We start from the raw sequence: 15,715 nt of genomic DNA on the forward strand, positions 1-15,715 counted from the left end.
ATCTTACTAAGTCAGTAGGTCGCCGCCCCGTAACCTGTCGGATCACCGGAAAGGACCCGTAAAGTGATAATGATTATCATCTACATATCACAACGTGCGTGGAGGCCATCAAACCACGTCAAATAATCAATTATGACGCAGGTATCGTATTAATTGATCTGCATCAACTTAACGTAAAAACAACTTCAGACAATACAAATCAGCGACACTGAATACGGGGCAACCTCATGTCAACGAAGAACAGAACCCGCAGAACAACAACCCGCAACATCCGCTTTCCTAACCAAATGATTGAACAAATTAACATCGCTCTTGAGCAAAAAGGGTCCGGGAATTTCTCAGCCTGGGTCATTGAAGCCTGCCGTCGGAGACTAACGTCAGAAAAGAGAGCATATACATCAATTAAAAGTGATGAAGAATGAACATCCCGCGTTCTTCCCTCCGAACAGGACGATATTGTAAATTCACTTAATTACGAGGGCATTGCAGTAATTGAGTTGCAGTTTTACCACTTTCCTGACAGTGACAGACTGCGTGTTGGCTCTGTCACAGACTAAATAGTTTGAATGATTAGCAGTTATGGTGATCAGTCAACCACCAGGGAATAATCCTTCATATTATTATCGTGCTTCACCAACGCTGCCTCAATTGCTCTGAATGCTTCCAGAGACACCTTATGTTCTATACATGCAATTACAACATCAGGGTAACTCATAGAAATGGTGCTATTAAGCATATTTTTTACACGAATCAGATCCACGGAGGGATCATCAGCAGATTGTTCTTTATTCATTTTGTCGCTCCATGCGCTTGCTCTTCATCTAGCGGTTAAAATATTACTTCAAATCTTTCTGTATGAAGATTTGAGCACGTTGGCCTTACATACATCTGTCGGTTGTATTTCCCTCCAGAATGCCAGCAGGACCGCACTTTGTTACGCAACCAATACTATTAAGTGAAAACATTCCTAATATTTGACATAAATCATCAACAAAACACAAGGAGGTCAGACCAGATTGAAACGATAAAAACGATAATGCAAACTACGCGCCCTCGTATCACATGGAAGGTTTTACCAATGGCTCAGGTTGCCATTTTTAAAGAAATATTCGATCAAGTGCGAAAAGATTTAGACTGTGAATTGTTTTATTCTGAACTAAAACGTCACAACGTCTCACATTATATTTACTATCTAGCCACAGATAATATTCACATCGTGTTAGAAAACGATAACACCGTGTTAATAAAAGGACTTAAAAAGGTTGTAAATGTTAAATTCTCAAGAAACACGCATCTTATAGAAACGTCCTATGATAGGTTGAAATCAAGAGAAATCACATTTCAGCAATACAGGGAAAATCTTGCTAAAGCAGGAGTTTTCCGATGGGTTACAAATATCCATGAACATAAAAGATATTACTATACCTTTGATAATTCATTACTATTTACTGAGAGCATTCAGAACACTACACAAATCTTTCCACGCTAAATCATAACGTCCGGTTTCTTCCGTGTCAGCACCGGGGCGTTGGCATAATGCAATACGTGTACGCGCTAAACCCTGTGTGCATCGTTTTAATTATTCCCGGACACTCCCGCAGAGAAGTTCCCCGTCAGGGCTGTGGACATAGTTAATCCGGGAATACAATGACGATTCATCGCACCTGACATACATTAATAAATATTAACAATATGAAATTTCAACTCATTGTTTAGGGTTTGTTTAATTTTCTACACATACGATTCTGCGAACTTCAAAAAGCATCGGGAATAACACCATGAAAAAAATGCTACTCGCTACTGCGCTGGCCCTGCTTATTACAGGATGTGCTCAACAGACGTTTACTGTTCAAAACAAACCGGCAGCAGTAGCACCAAAGGAAACCATCACCCATCATTTCTTCGTTTCTGGAATTGGGCAGAAGAAAACTGTCGATGCAGCCAAAATTTGTGGCGGCGCAGAAAATGTTGTTAAAACAGAAACCCAGCAAACATTCGTAAATGGATTGCTCGGTTTTATTACTTTAGGCATTTATACTCCGCTGGAAGCGCGTGTGTATTGCTCACAATAATTGCATGAGTTGCCCATCGATATGGGCAACTCTATCTGCACTGCTCATTAATATACTTCTGGGTTCCTTCCAGTTGTTTTTGCATAGTGATCAGCCTCTCTCTGAGGGTGAAATAATCCCGTTCAGCGGTGTCTGCCAGTCGGGGGGAGGCTGCATTATCCACGCCGGAGGCGGTGGTGGCTTCACGCACTGACTGACAGACTGCTTTGATGTGCAACCGACGACGACCAGCGGCAACATCATCACGCAGAGCATCATTTTCAGCTTTAGCATCAGCTAACTCCTTCGTGTATTTTGCATCGAGCGCAGCAACATCACGCTGACGCATCTGCATGTCAGTAATTGCCGCGTTCGCCAGCTTCAGTTCTCTGGCATTTTTGTCGCGCTGGGCTTTGTAGGTAATGGCGTTATCACGGTAATGATTAACAGCCCATGACAGGCAGACGATGATGCAGATAACCAGAGCGGAGATAATCGCGGTGACTCTGCTCATACATCAATCTCTCTGACCGTTCCGCCCGCTTCTTTGAATTTTGCAATCAGGCTGTCAGCCTTATGCTCGAACTGACCATAACCAGCGCCCGGCAGTGAAGCCCAGATATTGCTGCAACGGTCGATTGCCTGACGGATATCACCACGATCAATCATAGGTAAAGCGCCACGCTCCTTAATCTGCTGCAATGCCACAGCGTCCTGACTTTTCGGAGAGAAGTCTTTCAGGCCAAGCTGCTTGCGGTAGGCATCCCACCAACGGGAAAGAAGCTGGTAGCGTCCGGCGCCTGTTGATTTGAGTTTTGGGTTTAGCGTGACAAGTTTGCGAGGGTGATCGGAGTAATCAGTAAATAGCTCTCCGCCTACAATGACGTCATAACCATGATTTCTGGTTTTCTGACGTCCGTTATCAGTTCCCTCCGACCACGCCAGCATATCGAGGAACGCCTTACGTTGATTATTGATTTCTACCATCTTCTACTCCGGCTTTTTTAGCAGCGAAGCGTTTGATAAGCGAACCAATCGAGTCAGTACCGATGTAGCCGATAAACACGCTCGTTATATAAGCGAGATTGCTACTTAGTCCGGCGAAGTCGAGAAGGTCACGAATGAACTAGGCGATAATGGCGCACATCGTTGCGTCGATTACTGTTTTTGTAAACGCACCGCCATTATATCTGCCGCGAAGGTACGCCATTGCAAACGCAAGGATTGCCCCGATGCCTTGTTCCTTTGCCGCGAGAATGGCGGCCAACAGGTCATGTTTTTCTGGCATCTTCATGTCTTACCCCCAATAAGGGGATTTGCTCTATTTAATTAGGAATAAGGTCGATTACTGATAGAACAAATCCAGGCTACTGTGTTTAGTAATCAGATTTGTTCGTGACCGATATGCACGGGCAAAACGGCAGGAGGTTGTTAGCGCGACCTCCTGCCACCCGCTTTCACGAAGGTCATGTGTAAAAGGCCGCAGCGTAACTATTACTAATGAATTCAGGACAGACAGTGGCTACGGCTCAGTTTGGGTTGTGCTGTTGCTGGGCGGCGATGACGCCTGTACGCATTTGGTGATCCGGTTCTGCTTCCGGTATTCGCTTAATTCAGCACAACGGAAAGAGCACTGGCTAACCAGGCTCGCCGACTCTTCACGATTATCGACTCAATGCTCTTACCTGTTGTGCAGATATAAAAAATCCCGAAACCGTTATGCAGGCTCTAACTATTACCTGCGAACTGTTTCGGGATTGCATTTTGCAGACCTCTCTGCCTGCGATGGTTGGAGTTCCAGACGATACGTCGAAGTGACCAACTAGGCGGAATCGGTAGTAAGCGCCGCCTCTTTTCATCTCACTACCACAACGAGCGAATTAACCCATCGTTGAGTCAAATTTACCCAATTTTATTCAATAAGTCAATATCATGCCGTTAATATGTTGCCATCCGTGGCAATCATGCTGCTAACGTGTGACCGCATTCAAAATGTTGTCTGCGATTGACTCTTCTTTGTGGCATTGCACCACCAGAGCGTCATACAGCGGCTTAACAGTGCGTGACCAGGTGGGTTGGGTAAGGTTTGGGATTAGCATCGTCACAGCGCGATATGCTGCGCTTGCTGGCATCCTTGAATAGCCGACGCCTTTGCATCTTCCGCACTCTTTCTCGACAACTCTCCCCCACAGCTCTGTTTTGGCAATATCAACCGCACGGCCTGTACCATGGCAATCTCTGCATCTTGCCCCCGGCGTCGCGGCACTACGGCAATAATCCGCATAAGCGAATGTTGCGAGCACTTGCAGTACCTTTGCCTTAGTATTTCCTTCAAGCTTTGCCACACCACGGTATTTCCCCGATACCTTGTGTGCAAATTGCATCAGATAGTTGATAGCCTTTTGTTTGTCGTTCTGGCTGAGTTCGTGCTTACCGCAGAATGCAGCCATACCGAATCCGGCTTGTGATTGCGCCATCCCCATAGCAGCCATCACATCAGTACCGGAAAGAGAGTCAGAAGCCGTGGCCCGTGGTGAGTCGCTCATCATCGGGCTTTTTGGCGAATGAAATTTAGCTACGCTTTCGAGTCTCATGCGCCTTCTCCCTGTACCTGAATCAATGTTAGGTTTCCGCAGAACACTGCGCCGGTATCGATATACATTTGGTTGGCAAACTTGAGTGGTTTCACTGCTGGCGTATGACCAAAGATGAACGTGTCCGCGCCTTTGATTTCTTTCACGATCCCGTTTTGTGAGTTGCTGATTCGTTCGCGGTTCCAGATTACCTGCTGATGATCAACTGGCTTTCCAAACTCGTATTCGTCAAAGGGATAATCGGCGTGGCAGATAACATATTTTTTATCTTTGCTCACCAGTTCGATGATTAACGGAAGTTCATCTGCTTTATGGGCAAGAGCTTTAGCCAGAATTTCTTTGTCGTAATCGAGATTAAAGAACCAGCCACCGCCATTAAGCAGCCAGTGATTAACGTTTCCACGCTCTGATAAGCCATCAATCATCATTTGCTCATGGTTTCCACGTACAGCTCTGAACCAGGGGAATGTGATTAATTCCAGGCATTCAACGTTCTCTGCACCACGATCAACCAAATCGCCCACCGAGATAAGCAGGTCTTTTTTGTTGTCGAATCCAATCGTATCCAGTTTGTTCATCAGGTTCGTGTAGCATCCGTGCAGATCGCCAACTACCCAAATATTTCGGTATTTGCTGCCATCAATTTTTTCGTAATAGCGCATCTCTTTCACTCCATCCGCGATGAACCATGAGAACGTCGTTGACGATGGCGTGCATTTTCCCGTCTTTATCATCAACGTATTTTCTGACCGTACCGCGACTACATTTCAGTCTGCGTGCTACTTCTGTCTGATTTCCGTATGTTTCAACGAGCATGTCTGGAATGGTTTTTACTGAGAACGTCATGCGGCCTCACTTCTGCTATTTCGCAGGTCTTTGAGTTTCTGTTGGTACTCTGCCTTGATCGCCTTGCACTCTTCGATAGTCCAGCGATGGCGGTTATGGTTTGATTCGATTTCGTCTACTGCTTCCTGCCCGATGCGGCTAATCAGTTCGACGCGATACGGAACGAGATTTCCGCTTTTGTGCTGGTTGCACACCACGCATTGCTTGTGAATATTGCGTTCATTAAATCGGAGTTGAGGTGCCGCAGCAGTTGTCCGGTAATGTCCGGCATCCCACTGAGCAGACGTGAGCGTTCCGCACGAGATACATGGTAAGTCGCGGTCTCTTTCTCTGATGAAGGCGTTTACGGCTTGTTGGGCTTGTTTAATCCAGTAACTGCGGGGCTTTAAGGCGAGTTTTCGAATCTTAAGTTTATCTTTCTGTTTCTGCTCCTCTCGTCGTCGTTTCTTCTCTGCTGCTTTTTCCGCTTTTTCGCGTTCTTTACTTCGTCGTTCGAGTGCTATCTTGGTTCCACACTCTGGAGAGCACCACCACTGATTAGCGAATGCAGGGTGAAACCATTCCCGGCATTCATCGTTTTTACATCGTCTTCGCGCTGGTTTAGCCATCATCTTCTTCCTCGTGCATCGAGCTATTCGGATCGCTCATCAGTTCTGCGCAGCAGTGCTCACACACGTGAACTTCCAGCACATGCAGCTTCTGACCGCAGTTAGCGCACGTTAAAGCTCGCTCGACGCTTTCTTGTTCGTAACTTCGATTTTGGTCAATCACCTTGTTTTCCTCGCACGACGTCTTAGCCACCGGATATCCCACAGGTGAGCCGTGTAGTTGAAGGTTTTTACGTCAGATTCTTTTGGGATTGGCTTGGGTTTATTTCTGGTGCGTTTCGTTGGAAGGTATTTGCAGTTTTCGCAGATTATGTCGGTGATACTTCGTCGCTGTCTCGCCACACGTCCTCCTTTTCCTGCGGTAGTGGTAACACCCCTGTTGGTGTTCTTTCACACCGGAGACACCATCGATTCCAGTAAGGTTGATTTGGTCGGAAGCGGTTATCTTCTTTGCATTCACCGCACCGATAACATCGCATCATGCAGCTTCCCTCCCGAAGTCGAAATCAAGCTGCCCTCCAAATATTTCGCATGACTCAGAACAAGAGCCGGTATCGAATCTTTTAGCTCGTACCATGTCCTGATACAGGGCTTGATAATCATTTTCTGAATACATTTTCGCGATACCGTCCAGCGACATTCTTCCTCGGTACATAATCTCCTTTGGCGTTTCCCGATGTCCGTCACGCACATGGGATCCCGTGATGACCTCATTAAAAACACGCTGCAATCCCTCCTCATCTTTGCAGGCAAGTCCGATTTTTTGCGTTGATTTTTTAATGCAGAATATGCAGTTACCGAGATGTTCCGGTATTTGCAAATCGAATGGTTGTTGCTTCCACCATGCGAGGATATCTTCCTTCTCAAAGTCTGACAGTTCAGCAAGATATCTGATTCCAGGCTTTGGCTTTAGCCGCTTCGGTTCATCAGCTCTGATGCCAATCCACGTGGTGTAATTCCCTCGCCCGAAATGGTCATCACAGTATTTGGTGAAGGGAACGAGTTTTAATCTGTCAGTGCAGAACGCGCCGCCGACGTATGGAGTGCCATATTTCTTTACCATATCGATAAATGGCTTCAGAACAGGCATTCGCGTCTGAATATCCTTTGGTTCCCATACCGTATAACCATTTGGCTGTCCAAGCTCCGGGTTGATATCAACCTGCAATACGGTGAGCGGTATATCCCAGAACTTCACAACTTCCCTGACAAACCGATATGTCATTGGATGTTCACAACCTGTATCCATGAAAACGTAATGCACGTCTTTACCTGCCCGTCGCTTTTGCTCCATTAGCCAGAGCAAATATGCTGACGTCCTGCCACCGGAGAAACTAACGACATTTATCATGCAGCCCTGTCTCCCCATCTCGCTTTCCACTCCAGAGCCAGTCTCGCTTCGTCTGACCACTTAACGCCACGCTCTGTACCGAATGCCTGTATAAGCTCTAATAGCTCCGCAAATTCGCCTACACGCATCCTGCTGGTTGACTGGCCTATTACCACAAAGCCATTCCCGGCAAGGTTAGGAACAACATCCTGCTGCTTTAATGCTGCGGTAAACACACACTTCCAGCTTTCTGCATCCAGCCAGCGACCATGCCATTCAACCTGACGAGAGACGTCACCTAAGCAGGCCCATAGCTTCCTGTTTTGGTCTAAGCTGCGGTTGCGTTCCTGAATGGTTACTACGATTGGTTTGGTTGGGTCTGGAAGGATTTGCTGTACTGCGTGAATAGCGTTTTGCTGATGTGCTGGAGATCGAATTTCAAAGGTTAGTTTTTTCATGACTTCCCTCTCCCCCAAATAAAAAGGCCTGCGATTACCAGCAGGCCTGTTATTAGCTCAGTAATGTAGATGGTCATCTTTTAACTCCATATACCGCCAATACCCGTTTCATCGCGGCACTCTGGCGACACTCCTTAAAAACCAGGTTCGTGCTCATCTTTCCTTCCCGTTCTTCCCTGGTAGCAAACCGGTAATACACCGTTCGCCAGACCTTACCTTCGATAACCAGAAGACCTGCCCGTGCCATTTTAGCCGCGGCCTGATTTATGCTGGTTACTGTTGCGCCTGTTAGCGCGGCAACGTCCGGCGCACAGAAGCTATTATGCGTCCCCAGGTAATGAATAATTGCCTCTTTGCCCGTCATACACTTGCTCCTTTCAGTCCGAACTTAGCTTTGATTTCTGCGATCTTCGCCAGAGCCTGTGCACGATTTAGAGGTCTACCGCCCATGACAGGAAGTTGTTTTACTGGTTCAGGGATCGCCTCACCACGGTTAATTCTCGCAGTCATATGGACAAGCTCATCTGCGGCCTTACGGCGTAATTCCGCATCAGTAAGCGCATTGGCCCGCATGTTCTGATACAGGTTGGTAACCAGCCAGTAGTGCGCGTTTGATTTCCACGGATAAGACTCCGCATCCGGATACAGGCCTCGCTTCCGGCAATACTCGTAAACCATATCAACCAGCTCGCTGACGTTTGGCAGTCCGGCGGTAACGGATGCTTCTTCCCGGCACCATGCAACAAACTGCCCGGGTGATGGCAGAAATGGTCGATTCTGCCGACGGGCTACGCGCATTCCTGCGTTAACCTGTTCCATCGTGGTGATCCCGTTTTCCCGAAAAGCCAGAACCCACTGGCGACGGATTTCGTTCACTTCGTTCTGGTCACGGTTAGCCAGGCTCGCCGGGAAAGTTGCCAGTAACTGGCTGAACACACCGTTGATGATCTGCGCTACCTGCTGTACCTGCGGCTTTTCGTCGTACTGTTCCGGCATGTTGTTGGCGATCCGACGCATCTGCTCACGGTCAAAGTTAACCATCTGTGCGGCGATGTTTTTCATAGATCCACCCCGTAAATCCAGTCTGTGTTTGTCAGGTCGAGTTTTGGTTTGCTGGCTGTCACGCCTGCCTGTTGCTTGTTACGGTTGATTTCGAGTTGGGTCCACTTATCGCGGAGTTTGGCCGGGCTCAGCACGTTACCGGACCAGAAGTTGTCCTGGCATGCCCAGCGGAACAGCACACACATGTCGCGGTGGTTACGTCCGTCACGTTCACGCATCAGGCGGATATCGTTAGCCCACCCAGCAAAATTCGGTTTTCTGGCTGATGGTGCGATAGTCTTCACCATGTCAAACATCCACTCTGCGGCGGTCAGGTCTTCTGCTGTCCCCCACTTGCTGCCGCTCTGAATTGCAGCATCCGGTTTCACCACAGAAAGGTCGTTTTCTGGCTGGTCAGAGGATTCGCCAGAATTCTCTGACGAATAATCTTTTCTTTTTTCTTTTGTAATAGTGTCTTTTGTGTCCCCCTGTTTTGAGGGATAGCAATCCCCCAATTTGAGGGATGTTTTATCCCTCGTTTTAGGGGATTTTCCCTCGTTTTGAGGGATGCACCATTCTGAGATGTTTTTATTTGGTCCAAACATGCCGCCTTGCTGCTTGATAATATTCATTCTGACGAGTTCTAACTTGGCTTCATTGCACCGTTTGACAGGTAACTTTGTAATCTCGCTAAGTTGAGAATCGGTGATTCTGTCCATTGGTTTATTCCACCCATAGGTTTTACGCAGAATGGCAAGCAGCACTTTAAACTGTCGCTTGGTCAGATCTGCGCCCGAATAAGCCTCAAGCAGCATATTTGATAGTCTGGCGTAACCATCATCGAGATCTGCCACATTACGCTCCTGTCCGGCAAAGTTACCTCTGCCGAAGTTGAGTATTTTTGCTGTATTTGTCATAATGACTCCTGTTGATAGATCCAGTAATGACCTCAGAACTCCATCTGGATTTGTTCAGAACGCTCGGTTGCCGCCGGGCGTTTTTTATTGGTGAGAATCGCAGCAACTTGTCGCGCCAATCGAGCCATGTCGTCGTCAACGACCCCCCATTCAAGAACAGCAAGCAGCATTGAGAACTTTGGAATCCAGTCCCTCTTCCACCTGCTGATCTGCGACTTATCAACGCCCACAGCTTCCGCTGTCTTCTCAGTTCCAAGCATTGCGATTTTGTTAAGCAACGCACTCTCGATTCGTAGAGCCTCGTTGCGTTTGTTTGCACGAACCATATGTAAGTATTTCCTTAGATAACAATTGATTGAATGTATGCAAATAAATGCATACACCATAGGTGTGGTTTAATTTGATGCCCTTTTTCAGGGCTGGAATGTGTAAGAGCGGGGTTATTTATGCTGTTGTTTTTTTGTTACTCGGGAAGGGCTTTACCTCTTCCGCATAAACGCTTCCATCAGCGTTTATAGTTAAAAAAATCTTTCGGCCTGCATGAATGGCCTTGTTGATCGCGCTTTGATATACGCCGAGATCTTTAGCTGTCTTGGTTTGCCCAAAGCGCATTGCATAATCTTTCAGGGTTATGCGTTGTTCCATACAACCTCCTTAGTACATGCAACCATTATCACCGCCAGAGGTAAAATAGTCAACACGCACGGTGTTAGATATTTATCCCTTGCGGTGATAGATTTAACGTATGAGCACAAAAAAGAAACCATTAACACAAGAGCAGCTTGAGGACGCACGTCGCCTTAAAGCAATTTATGAAAAAAAGAAAAATGAACTTGGCTTATCCCAGGAATCTGTCGCAGACAAGATGGGGATGGGGCAGTCAGGCGTTGGTGCTTTATTTAATGGCATCAATGCATTAAATGCTTATAACGCCGCATTGCTTACAAAAATTCTCAAAGTTAGCGTTGAAGAATTTAGCCCTTCAATCGCCAGAGAAATCTACGAGATGTATGAAGCGGTTAGTATGCAGCCGTCACTTAGAAGTGAGTATGAGTACCCTGTTTTTTCTCATGTTCAGGCAGGGATGTTCTCACCTAAGCTTAGAACCTTTACCAAAGGTGATGCGGAGAGATGGGTAAGCACAACCAAAAAAGCCAGTGATTCTGCATTCTGGCTTGAGGTTGAAGGTAATTCCATGACCGCACCAACAGGCTCCAAGCCAAGCTTTCCTGACGGAATGTTAATTCTCGTTGACCCTGAGCAGGCTGTTGAGCCAGGTGATTTCTGCATAGCCAGACTTGGGGGTGATGAGTTTACCTTCAAGAAACTGATCAGGGATAGCGGTCAGGTGTTTTTACAACCACTAAACCCACAGTACCCAATGATCCCATGCAATGAGAGTTGTTCCGTTGTGGGGAAAGTTATCGCTAGTCAGTGGCCTGAAGAGACGTTTGGCTGATCGGCAAGGTGTTCTGGTCGGCGCATAGCTGATAACAATTGAGCAAGAATCTTCATCGAATTAGGGGAATTTTCACTCCCCTCAGAACATAACATAGTAAATGGATTGAATTATGAAGAATGGTTTTTATGCGACTTACCGCAGCAAAAATAAAGGGAAAGATAAGCGCTCAATAAACCTGTCTGTTTTCCTTAATTCTCTGCTGGCTGATAATCATCACCTGCAGGTTGGCTCCAATTATTTGTATATTCATAAAATCGATGGAAAAACTTTTCTCTTTACCAAAACAAATGACAAGAGTCTGGTTCAGAAGATAAATCGCTCTAAAGCTTCAGTTGAAGATATTAAGAACAGCCTCGCAGATGACGAATCATTGGGATTCCCATCTTTTTTGTTTGTTGAAGGCGACACCATTGGTTTTGCCAGAACTGTTTTCGGGCCGACCACATCCGATCTGACAGATTTTTTAATCGGGAAAGGAATGTCATTAAGCAGTGGAGAGCGCGTTCAGATAGAGCCACTGATGAGGGGAACCACCAAAGACGATGTTATGCATATGCATTTCATCGGCCGAACAACGGTGAAGGTAGAAGCCAAGCTACCTGTATTTGGCGATATATTAAAGGTCTTAGGGGCAACAGATATTGAAGGGGAGCTTTTTGACTCATTGGATATAGTCATTAAGCCAAAATTTAAAAGGGATATAAAAAAGGTTGCCAAGGATATTATTTTTAACCCGTCACCTCAATTTTCAGACATTAGCCTGCGGGCAAAAGATGAGGCCGGAGATATTTTAACAGAACATTATCTATCAGAAAAAGGCCATCTCTCAGCGCCTCTGAACAAGGTCACCAATGCTGAGATAGCTGAAGAGATGGCATATTGCTACGCAAGAATGAAAAGTGATATACTGGAATGTTTTAAAAGGCAGGTGGGCAAAGTTAAGGATTAATTATCAGGAGTAATTATGCGGAACAGAATCATGCCTGGTGTTTACATAGTAATAATTCCTTACGTTATCGTAAGCATTTGCTATCTCCTTTTCCGCCACTACATTCCTGGTGTTTCTTTTTCAGCTCATAGAGATGGTCTTGGGGCGACATTGTCATCATATGCAGGAACCATGATTGCAATCCTGATTGCTGCCTTGACGTTTCTAATCGGAAGCAGAACGCGCCGACTGGCCAAGATTAGAGAGTATGGGTATATGACATCGGTAGTTATTGTCTATGCCCTTAGTTTTGTTGAGCTTGGAGCTTTGTTTTTCTGCGGGTTATTGCTTCTTTCCAGCATAAGCGGCTACATGATACCCACTATCGCCATCGGCATTGCCTCTGCATCGTTCATTCATATATGCATCCTTGTTTTCCAACTATATAATTTGACCAGAGAACAAGAATAACCCGGCCTCAGCGCCGGGTTTTCTTTGCCTCACGATCGCCCCCAAAACACATAACCAATTGTATTTATTGAAAAATAAATAGATACAACTCACTAAACATAGCAATTCAGATCTCTCACCTACCAAACAATGCCCCCCTGCAAAAAATAAATTCATATAAAAAACATACAGATAACCATCTGCGGTGATAAATTATCTCTGGCGGTGTTGACATAAATACCACTGGCGGTGATACTGAGCACATCAGCAGGACGCACTGACCACCATGAAGGTGACGCTCTTAAAAATTAAGCCCTGAAGAAGGGCAGCATTCAAAGCAGAAGGCTTTGGGGTGTGTGATACGAAACGAAGCATTGGCCGTAAGTGCGATTCCGGATTAGCTGCCAATGTGCCAATCGCGGGGGGTTTTCGTTCAGGACTACAACTGCCACACACCACCAAAGCTAACTGACAGGAGAATCCAGATGGATGCACAAACACGCCGCCGCGAACGTCGCGCAGAGAAACAGGCTCAATGGAAAGCAGCAAATCCCCTGTTGGTTGGGGTAAGCGCAAAACCAGTTAACCGCCCTATTCTCTCGCTGAATCGCAAACCGAAATCACGAGTAGAAAGCGCACTAAATCCGATAGACCTTACAGTGCTGGCTGAATACCACAAACAGATTGAAAGCAACCTGCAACGTATTGAGCGCAAGAATCAGCGCACATGGTACAGCAAGCCTGGCGAACGCGGCATAACATGCAGTGGACGCCAGAAAATTAAGGGAAAATCGATTCCTCTTATCTAGTTACTTAGATATTGGCCTTGGCTTTATCTCAATATTATATGGATCATAGCTGGCAACTAATTCAGTCCAGTAAATATCCTCAATAGGGAATAATATATGCTTTCCATTCCATCGGGAAAAAGTTTTGTTCAACACACCAAGCTCAATCAACTCACTAATGTATGGGAATTGTTTTGATGTAACCACATACTTCCTGCCTTCATTAAGGGCTGCGCACAAAACCATAGATTGCTCTTCTGTAAGGTTTTGAATTACTGATCGCACTTTATCGTTTTGCATCTTAATGCGTTTTCTTAGCTTAAATCGCTTATATCTGGCGCTGGCAATAGCTGATAATCGATGCACATTAATTGCTAGCGAAAATGCAAGAGCAAAGACGAAAACATGCCACACATGAGGAATACCGATTCTCTCATTAACATATTCAGGCCAGTTATCTGGGCTTAAAAGCAGAAGTCCAACCCAGATAACGATCATATACATGGTTCTCTCCAGAGGTTCATTACTGAACACTCGTCCGAGAATAACGAGTGGATCCATTTCTATACTCATCAAACTGTAGGGGTTGTAATAGTTTATCCGATTTCTCGCTGTAGGGGTACACGAGAACCACCGAGCCTGATGTGGTTAAAAGACAGGCACAATCTTTACTACCGCAATCCACTATTTAAGGTGATATATGGAAGAAGAATTTGAAGAGTTCGAAGAGCATCCTCAGGATGTGATGGAACAATACCAGGACTATCCGTATGACTACGACTATTGATAAAAATCAATGGTGTGGACAATTCAAGCGATGCAATGGATGCAAGCTGCAATCGGAATGCATGGTTAAGCCTGAAGAAATGTTTCCTGTAATGGAAGATGGGAAATATGTCGATAAATGGGCAATACGAACGACGGCAATGATTGCCAGAGAACTTGGTAAACAGAACAACAAAGCTGCCTGATAGTGGCCTTTATTTTTGGCATAAATAACAGAATAAACACTGCACTGTGTATTCATTCCAACGAGTGAATACACGGAGCAATGTCGCTCGTAACTAAACAGGAGCCGACTTGTTCTGATTATTGGAAATCTTCTTTGCCCTCCAGTGTGAGGGCGATTTTTTATCTGTGAGGATATGAACAGATGTCAAACATCAAAAAATACATCATTGATTACGACTGGAAAGCATCAATAGAAATTGAAATCGACCATGACGTAATGACAGAGGAAAAACTTCACCAGATTAATAATTTCTGGTCAGACTCTGAATACCGACTCAATAAACACGGCTCTGTATTAAATGCTGTATTAATCATGCTGGCGCAACATGCTCTGCTTATAGCAATTTCAAGCGACTTAAATGCATATGGTGTTGTGTGTGAGTTCGACTGGAATGATGGAAATGGTCAGGAAGGATGGCCTCCAATGGATGGTAGCGAAGGAATAAGAATTACCGATATCGATACATCAGGAATATTTGATTCAGATGATATGACTATCAAGGCCGCCTGAGTGCGGTTTTACCGCATACCAATAACGCTTCACTCGAGGCGTTTTTCGTTATGTATAAATAAGGAGCACACCATGCAATATGCCATTGCAGGGTGGCCTGTTGCTGGCTGCCCTTCCGAATCTTTACTTGAACGAATCACCCGTAAATTACGTGACGGATGGAAACGCCTTATCGACATACTTAATCAGCCAGGAGTCCCAAAGAATGGATCAAACACTTATGGCTATCCAGACTAAATTCACTATCGCCACTTTTATTGGCGATGAAAAGATGTTTCGTGAAGCCGTCGACGCTTATAAAAAATGGATATTAATACTGAAACTGAGATCAAGCAAAAGCATTCACTAACCCCCTTTCCTGTTTTCCTAATCAGCCCGGCATTTCGCGGGCGATATTTTCACAGCTATTTCAGGAGTTCAGCCATGAACGCTTATTACATTCAGGATCGTCTTGAGGCTCAGAGCTGGGCGCGTCACTACCAGCAGCTCGCCCGTGAAGAGAAAGAGGCAGAACTGGCAGACGACATGGAAAAAGGCCTGCCCCAGCACCTGTTTGAATCGCTATGCATCGATCATTTGCAACGCCACGGGGCCAGCAAAAAATCCATTACCCGTGCGTTTGATGACGATGTTGAGTTTCAGGAGCGCATGGCAGAACACATCCGGTACATGGTTGAAACCATTGCTCACCACCAGGTTGATATTGATTCAGAGGTATAA

Annotated in this window: 30 protein-coding genes and 1 pseudogene; 12 read left to right on the plus strand and 19 right to left on the minus strand. The window is 45.7% G+C overall.

The window, feature by feature from the left end; translation table 11 throughout:
- Nucleotides 1–227 precede the first annotated feature (227 nt).
- Nucleotides 228–422: a YlcI/YnfO family protein gene (locus EKG38_RS22595; RefSeq protein WP_001421937.1), complete on the plus strand. Its 195-nt coding sequence runs from the start codon at nt 228–230 to the stop codon at nt 420–422.
- Nucleotides 423–586: 164 nt separating this feature from the next.
- On the opposite strand, the gene ybcW is transcribed toward EKG38_RS22595, so the two are convergent.
- Nucleotides 587–793 carry a protein YbcW gene (gene ybcW / locus EKG38_RS22600; RefSeq protein ID WP_001031427.1) on the minus strand — a complete coding sequence of 69 codons (207 nt, stop codon included), beginning with the start codon at nt 791–793 and terminating at the stop codon, nt 587–589.
- 285 nt (nt 794–1,078) lie between these two features.
- On the opposite strand from ybcW, the gene EKG38_RS22605 reads away from it, so the two are divergent.
- Both EKG38_RS22605 and bor read left to right on the plus strand, forming a co-directional pair.
- The gene (locus EKG38_RS22605) at nt 1,079–1,489 is read left to right on the plus strand and encodes a DUF1398 domain-containing protein (protein ID WP_012775990.1); all 411 of its coding nucleotides are present in this window, start codon (nt 1,079–1,081) and stop codon (nt 1,487–1,489) included.
- 289 nt (nt 1,490–1,778) lie between these two features.
- Entirely contained in the window at nt 1,779–2,072 is a 294-nt protein-coding gene (gene bor, locus EKG38_RS22610) for a serum resistance lipoprotein Bor (protein ID WP_000738492.1), read from the plus strand.
- A 31-nt stretch (nt 2,073–2,103) separates the two neighbouring features.
- Here bor and rzpD read toward each other — a convergent pair whose 3' ends face one another.
- From rzpD to EKG38_RS22700, 17 genes and pseudogenes are all read right to left on the minus strand, one after another.
- Nucleotides 2,104–2,565, minus strand: coding sequence for a prophage endopeptidase RzpD (rzpD, locus tag EKG38_RS22615; protein ID WP_000092275.1), 462 nt, complete (start codon nt 2,563–2,565; stop codon nt 2,104–2,106).
- Nucleotides 2,562–3,038: a glycoside hydrolase family 24 protein gene (locus tag EKG38_RS22620; protein ID WP_000229403.1), complete on the minus strand. Its 477-nt coding sequence runs from the start codon at nt 3,036–3,038 to the stop codon at nt 2,562–2,564. The genes rzpD and EKG38_RS22620 overlap by 4 nt, the downstream gene beginning before the upstream one ends.
- A pseudogene (locus EKG38_RS25290) lies at nt 3,022–3,345 on the minus strand (phage holin, lambda family). Before EKG38_RS25290 ends, EKG38_RS22620 begins: the two are co-directional and overlap by 17 nt.
- Before the next feature lie 676 nt (nt 3,346–4,021).
- Nucleotides 4,022–4,645 (minus strand): antitermination protein Q, encoded by a 624-nt coding sequence (locus EKG38_RS22635; protein WP_001235459.1) that lies wholly within the window; start codon nt 4,643–4,645, stop codon nt 4,022–4,024.
- Nucleotides 4,642–5,307 carry a serine/threonine protein phosphatase gene (locus EKG38_RS22640; RefSeq protein ID WP_001271136.1) on the minus strand — a complete coding sequence of 222 codons (666 nt, stop codon included), beginning with the start codon at nt 5,305–5,307 and terminating at the stop codon, nt 4,642–4,644. The genes EKG38_RS22635 and EKG38_RS22640 overlap by 4 nt, the downstream gene beginning before the upstream one ends.
- Nucleotides 5,285–5,491: a phage NinH family protein gene (locus EKG38_RS22645; protein WP_002901791.1), complete on the minus strand. Its 207-nt coding sequence runs from the start codon at nt 5,489–5,491 to the stop codon at nt 5,285–5,287. Before EKG38_RS22645 ends, EKG38_RS22640 begins: the two co-directional genes overlap by 23 nt.
- Complete coding sequence (locus EKG38_RS22650; protein ID WP_015979261.1) at nt 5,488–6,102, minus strand: recombination protein NinG; 615 nt, start codon at nt 6,100–6,102, stop codon at nt 5,488–5,490. Before EKG38_RS22650 ends, EKG38_RS22645 begins: the two co-directional genes overlap by 4 nt.
- On the minus strand, nt 6,092–6,304 hold the full coding sequence (locus EKG38_RS22655) for a protein NinF (protein WP_306424353.1): 213 nt from the start codon (nt 6,302–6,304) through the stop codon (nt 6,092–6,094). The genes EKG38_RS22650 and EKG38_RS22655 overlap by 11 nt, the downstream gene beginning before the upstream one ends.
- A complete protein-coding gene (locus tag EKG38_RS22660) occupies nt 6,259–6,441 on the minus strand; it encodes a NinE family protein (protein ID WP_000113775.1) in 183 nt (60 codons plus the stop codon). Before EKG38_RS22660 ends, EKG38_RS22655 begins: the two co-directional genes overlap by 46 nt.
- Complete coding sequence (ninD, locus tag EKG38_RS22665) at nt 6,408–6,581, minus strand: protein NinD (protein ID WP_000984218.1); 174 nt, start codon at nt 6,579–6,581, stop codon at nt 6,408–6,410. The genes EKG38_RS22660 and ninD overlap by 34 nt, the downstream gene beginning before the upstream one ends.
- Nucleotides 6,578–7,450: a phosphoadenosine phosphosulfate reductase domain-containing protein gene (locus EKG38_RS22670; protein ID WP_000611491.1), complete on the minus strand. Its 873-nt coding sequence runs from the start codon at nt 7,448–7,450 to the stop codon at nt 6,578–6,580. The genes ninD and EKG38_RS22670 overlap by 4 nt, the downstream gene beginning before the upstream one ends.
- Nucleotides 7,447–7,887, minus strand: a complete 441-nt coding sequence (locus EKG38_RS22675) for a recombination protein NinB (RefSeq protein WP_000736903.1) — start codon at nt 7,885–7,887, stop codon at nt 7,447–7,449. The genes EKG38_RS22670 and EKG38_RS22675 overlap by 4 nt, the downstream gene beginning before the upstream one ends.
- A gap of 73 nt (nt 7,888–7,960) precedes the next feature.
- A complete protein-coding gene (locus EKG38_RS22680) occupies nt 7,961–8,251 on the minus strand; it encodes a protein ren (RefSeq protein WP_000145933.1) in 291 nt (96 codons plus the stop codon).
- Nucleotides 8,248–8,949, minus strand: coding sequence for a replication protein P (locus EKG38_RS22685; protein WP_000788910.1), 702 nt, complete (start codon nt 8,947–8,949; stop codon nt 8,248–8,250). Before EKG38_RS22685 ends, EKG38_RS22680 begins: the two co-directional genes overlap by 4 nt.
- Complete coding sequence (locus EKG38_RS22690) at nt 8,946–9,845, minus strand: replication protein (RefSeq protein ID WP_000185505.1); 900 nt, start codon at nt 9,843–9,845, stop codon at nt 8,946–8,948. Before EKG38_RS22690 ends, EKG38_RS22685 begins: the two co-directional genes overlap by 4 nt.
- A gap of 32 nt (nt 9,846–9,877) precedes the next feature.
- Nucleotides 9,878–10,171, minus strand: coding sequence for a CII family transcriptional regulator (locus tag EKG38_RS22695; RefSeq protein WP_000251069.1), 294 nt, complete (start codon nt 10,169–10,171; stop codon nt 9,878–9,880).
- Between the two features lie 118 nt (nt 10,172–10,289).
- On the minus strand, nt 10,290–10,490 hold the full coding sequence (locus tag EKG38_RS22700) for a Cro/CI family transcriptional regulator (RefSeq protein WP_000437875.1): 201 nt from the start codon (nt 10,488–10,490) through the stop codon (nt 10,290–10,292).
- A 100-nt stretch (nt 10,491–10,590) separates the two neighbouring features.
- Between EKG38_RS22700 and EKG38_RS22705 the strand changes: the two genes are divergently transcribed.
- The 4 genes from EKG38_RS22705 to EKG38_RS22720 all read left to right on the plus strand — a co-directional run bounded on the left by EKG38_RS22705 (nt 10,591) and on the right by EKG38_RS22720 (nt 13,494).
- The gene (locus EKG38_RS22705; RefSeq protein WP_000104864.1) at nt 10,591–11,304 is read left to right on the plus strand and encodes a LexA family protein; all 714 of its coding nucleotides are present in this window, start codon (nt 10,591–10,593) and stop codon (nt 11,302–11,304) included.
- A gap of 112 nt (nt 11,305–11,416) precedes the next feature.
- Nucleotides 11,417–12,256: a RexA family antiphage protein gene (locus tag EKG38_RS22710; protein WP_000788349.1), complete on the plus strand. Its 840-nt coding sequence runs from the start codon at nt 11,417–11,419 to the stop codon at nt 12,254–12,256.
- Nucleotides 12,257–12,271: 15 nt separating this feature from the next.
- The gene (locus EKG38_RS22715; protein WP_001245922.1) at nt 12,272–12,706 is read left to right on the plus strand and encodes a protein rexB; all 435 of its coding nucleotides are present in this window, start codon (nt 12,272–12,274) and stop codon (nt 12,704–12,706) included.
- A gap of 464 nt (nt 12,707–13,170) precedes the next feature.
- The gene (locus EKG38_RS22720; RefSeq protein ID WP_001564525.1) at nt 13,171–13,494 is read left to right on the plus strand and encodes an antitermination protein N; all 324 of its coding nucleotides are present in this window, start codon (nt 13,171–13,173) and stop codon (nt 13,492–13,494) included.
- Here the strand turns inward: EKG38_RS22720 and EKG38_RS22725 are convergent, their stop codons facing one another.
- Nucleotides 13,495–13,977 (minus strand): superinfection exclusion B family protein, encoded by a 483-nt coding sequence (locus EKG38_RS22725; RefSeq protein ID WP_000281856.1) that lies wholly within the window; start codon nt 13,975–13,977, stop codon nt 13,495–13,497. It lies immediately after the preceding gene.
- A 266-nt stretch (nt 13,978–14,243) separates the two neighbouring features.
- On the opposite strand from EKG38_RS22725, the gene EKG38_RS22730 reads away from it, so the two are divergent.
- The 5 genes from EKG38_RS22730 (at nt 14,244) to EKG38_RS22755 (ending at nt 15,715) form a co-directional block, all read left to right on the plus strand.
- Nucleotides 14,244–14,444: an antirestriction Ral family protein gene (locus EKG38_RS22730; RefSeq protein WP_000213975.1), complete on the plus strand. Its 201-nt coding sequence runs from the start codon at nt 14,244–14,246 to the stop codon at nt 14,442–14,444.
- A 182-nt stretch (nt 14,445–14,626) separates the two neighbouring features.
- On the plus strand, nt 14,627–14,995 hold the full coding sequence (locus EKG38_RS22735) for a DUF2528 family protein (RefSeq protein ID WP_000065374.1): 369 nt from the start codon (nt 14,627–14,629) through the stop codon (nt 14,993–14,995).
- Nucleotides 14,996–15,067: 72 nt separating this feature from the next.
- On the plus strand, nt 15,068–15,232 hold the full coding sequence (locus EKG38_RS25440; RefSeq protein ID WP_001198861.1) for a protease FtsH-inhibitory lysogeny factor CIII: 165 nt from the start codon (nt 15,068–15,070) through the stop codon (nt 15,230–15,232).
- Nucleotides 15,201–15,344, plus strand: coding sequence for a host cell division inhibitory peptide Kil (gene kil / locus EKG38_RS22745; RefSeq protein ID WP_000372937.1), 144 nt, complete (start codon nt 15,201–15,203; stop codon nt 15,342–15,344). The genes EKG38_RS25440 and kil overlap by 32 nt, the downstream gene beginning before the upstream one ends.
- Before the next feature lie 74 nt (nt 15,345–15,418).
- Entirely contained in the window at nt 15,419–15,715 is a 297-nt protein-coding gene (locus EKG38_RS22755; protein ID WP_000995451.1) for a host-nuclease inhibitor Gam family protein, read from the plus strand.

This window comes from Shewanella canadensis (genome assembly GCF_003966225.1).
Taxonomy (GTDB): Bacteria; Pseudomonadota; Gammaproteobacteria; order Enterobacterales; family Shewanellaceae; genus Shewanella; species Shewanella canadensis.

What these genes read in the sequence shown, in the direction of transcription:
- EKG38_RS22595 (WP_001421937.1), top strand. Translation starts at nt 228, where the DNA reads ATGTCAACGAAGAACAGAACCCGCAGAACAACAACCCGCAACATCCGC.
- ybcW (WP_001031427.1), bottom strand. Translation starts at nt 793, where the DNA reads ATGAATAAAGAACAATCTGCTGATGATCCCTCCGTGGATCTGATTCGT.
- EKG38_RS22605 (WP_012775990.1), top strand. Translation starts at nt 1,079, where the DNA reads ATGGCTCAGGTTGCCATTTTTAAAGAAATATTCGATCAAGTGCGAAAA.
- bor (WP_000738492.1), top strand. Translation starts at nt 1,779, where the DNA reads ATGAAAAAAATGCTACTCGCTACTGCGCTGGCCCTGCTTATTACAGGA.
- rzpD (WP_000092275.1), bottom strand. Translation starts at nt 2,565, where the DNA reads ATGAGCAGAGTCACCGCGATTATCTCCGCTCTGGTTATCTGCATCATC.
- EKG38_RS22620 (WP_000229403.1), bottom strand. Translation starts at nt 3,038, where the DNA reads ATGGTAGAAATCAATAATCAACGTAAGGCGTTCCTCGATATGCTGGCG.
- EKG38_RS22635 (WP_001235459.1), bottom strand. Translation starts at nt 4,645, where the DNA reads ATGAGACTCGAAAGCGTAGCTAAATTTCATTCGCCAAAAAGCCCGATG.
- EKG38_RS22640 (WP_001271136.1), bottom strand. Translation starts at nt 5,307, where the DNA reads ATGCGCTATTACGAAAAAATTGATGGCAGCAAATACCGAAATATTTGG.
- EKG38_RS22645 (WP_002901791.1), bottom strand. Translation starts at nt 5,491, where the DNA reads ATGACGTTCTCAGTAAAAACCATTCCAGACATGCTCGTTGAAACATAC.
- EKG38_RS22650 (WP_015979261.1), bottom strand. Translation starts at nt 6,102, where the DNA reads ATGATGGCTAAACCAGCGCGAAGACGATGTAAAAACGATGAATGCCGG.
- ninD (WP_000984218.1), bottom strand. Translation starts at nt 6,581, where the DNA reads ATGATGCGATGTTATCGGTGCGGTGAATGCAAAGAAGATAACCGCTTC.
- EKG38_RS22670 (WP_000611491.1), bottom strand. Translation starts at nt 7,450, where the DNA reads ATGATAAATGTCGTTAGTTTCTCCGGTGGCAGGACGTCAGCATATTTG.
- EKG38_RS22675 (WP_000736903.1), bottom strand. Translation starts at nt 7,887, where the DNA reads ATGAAAAAACTAACCTTTGAAATTCGATCTCCAGCACATCAGCAAAAC.
- EKG38_RS22680 (WP_000145933.1), bottom strand. Translation starts at nt 8,251, where the DNA reads ATGACGGGCAAAGAGGCAATTATTCATTACCTGGGGACGCATAATAGC.
- EKG38_RS22685 (WP_000788910.1), bottom strand. Translation starts at nt 8,949, where the DNA reads ATGAAAAACATCGCCGCACAGATGGTTAACTTTGACCGTGAGCAGATG.
- EKG38_RS22690 (WP_000185505.1), bottom strand. Translation starts at nt 9,845, where the DNA reads ATGACAAATACAGCAAAAATACTCAACTTCGGCAGAGGTAACTTTGCC.
- EKG38_RS22695 (WP_000251069.1), bottom strand. Translation starts at nt 10,171, where the DNA reads ATGGTTCGTGCAAACAAACGCAACGAGGCTCTACGAATCGAGAGTGCG.
- EKG38_RS22700 (WP_000437875.1), bottom strand. Translation starts at nt 10,490, where the DNA reads ATGGAACAACGCATAACCCTGAAAGATTATGCAATGCGCTTTGGGCAA.
- EKG38_RS22705 (WP_000104864.1), top strand. Translation starts at nt 10,591, where the DNA reads ATGAGCACAAAAAAGAAACCATTAACACAAGAGCAGCTTGAGGACGCA.
- EKG38_RS22710 (WP_000788349.1), top strand. Translation starts at nt 11,417, where the DNA reads ATGAAGAATGGTTTTTATGCGACTTACCGCAGCAAAAATAAAGGGAAA.
- EKG38_RS22715 (WP_001245922.1), top strand. Translation starts at nt 12,272, where the DNA reads ATGCGGAACAGAATCATGCCTGGTGTTTACATAGTAATAATTCCTTAC.
- EKG38_RS22720 (WP_001564525.1), top strand. Translation starts at nt 13,171, where the DNA reads ATGGATGCACAAACACGCCGCCGCGAACGTCGCGCAGAGAAACAGGCT.
- EKG38_RS22725 (WP_000281856.1), bottom strand. Translation starts at nt 13,977, where the DNA reads ATGTATATGATCGTTATCTGGGTTGGACTTCTGCTTTTAAGCCCAGAT.
- EKG38_RS22730 (WP_000213975.1), top strand. Translation starts at nt 14,244, where the DNA reads ATGACTACGACTATTGATAAAAATCAATGGTGTGGACAATTCAAGCGA.
- EKG38_RS22735 (WP_000065374.1), top strand. Translation starts at nt 14,627, where the DNA reads ATGTCAAACATCAAAAAATACATCATTGATTACGACTGGAAAGCATCA.
- EKG38_RS25440 (WP_001198861.1), top strand. Translation starts at nt 15,068, where the DNA reads ATGCAATATGCCATTGCAGGGTGGCCTGTTGCTGGCTGCCCTTCCGAA.
- kil (WP_000372937.1), top strand. Translation starts at nt 15,201, where the DNA reads ATGGATCAAACACTTATGGCTATCCAGACTAAATTCACTATCGCCACT.
- EKG38_RS22755 (WP_000995451.1), top strand. Translation starts at nt 15,419, where the DNA reads ATGAACGCTTATTACATTCAGGATCGTCTTGAGGCTCAGAGCTGGGCG.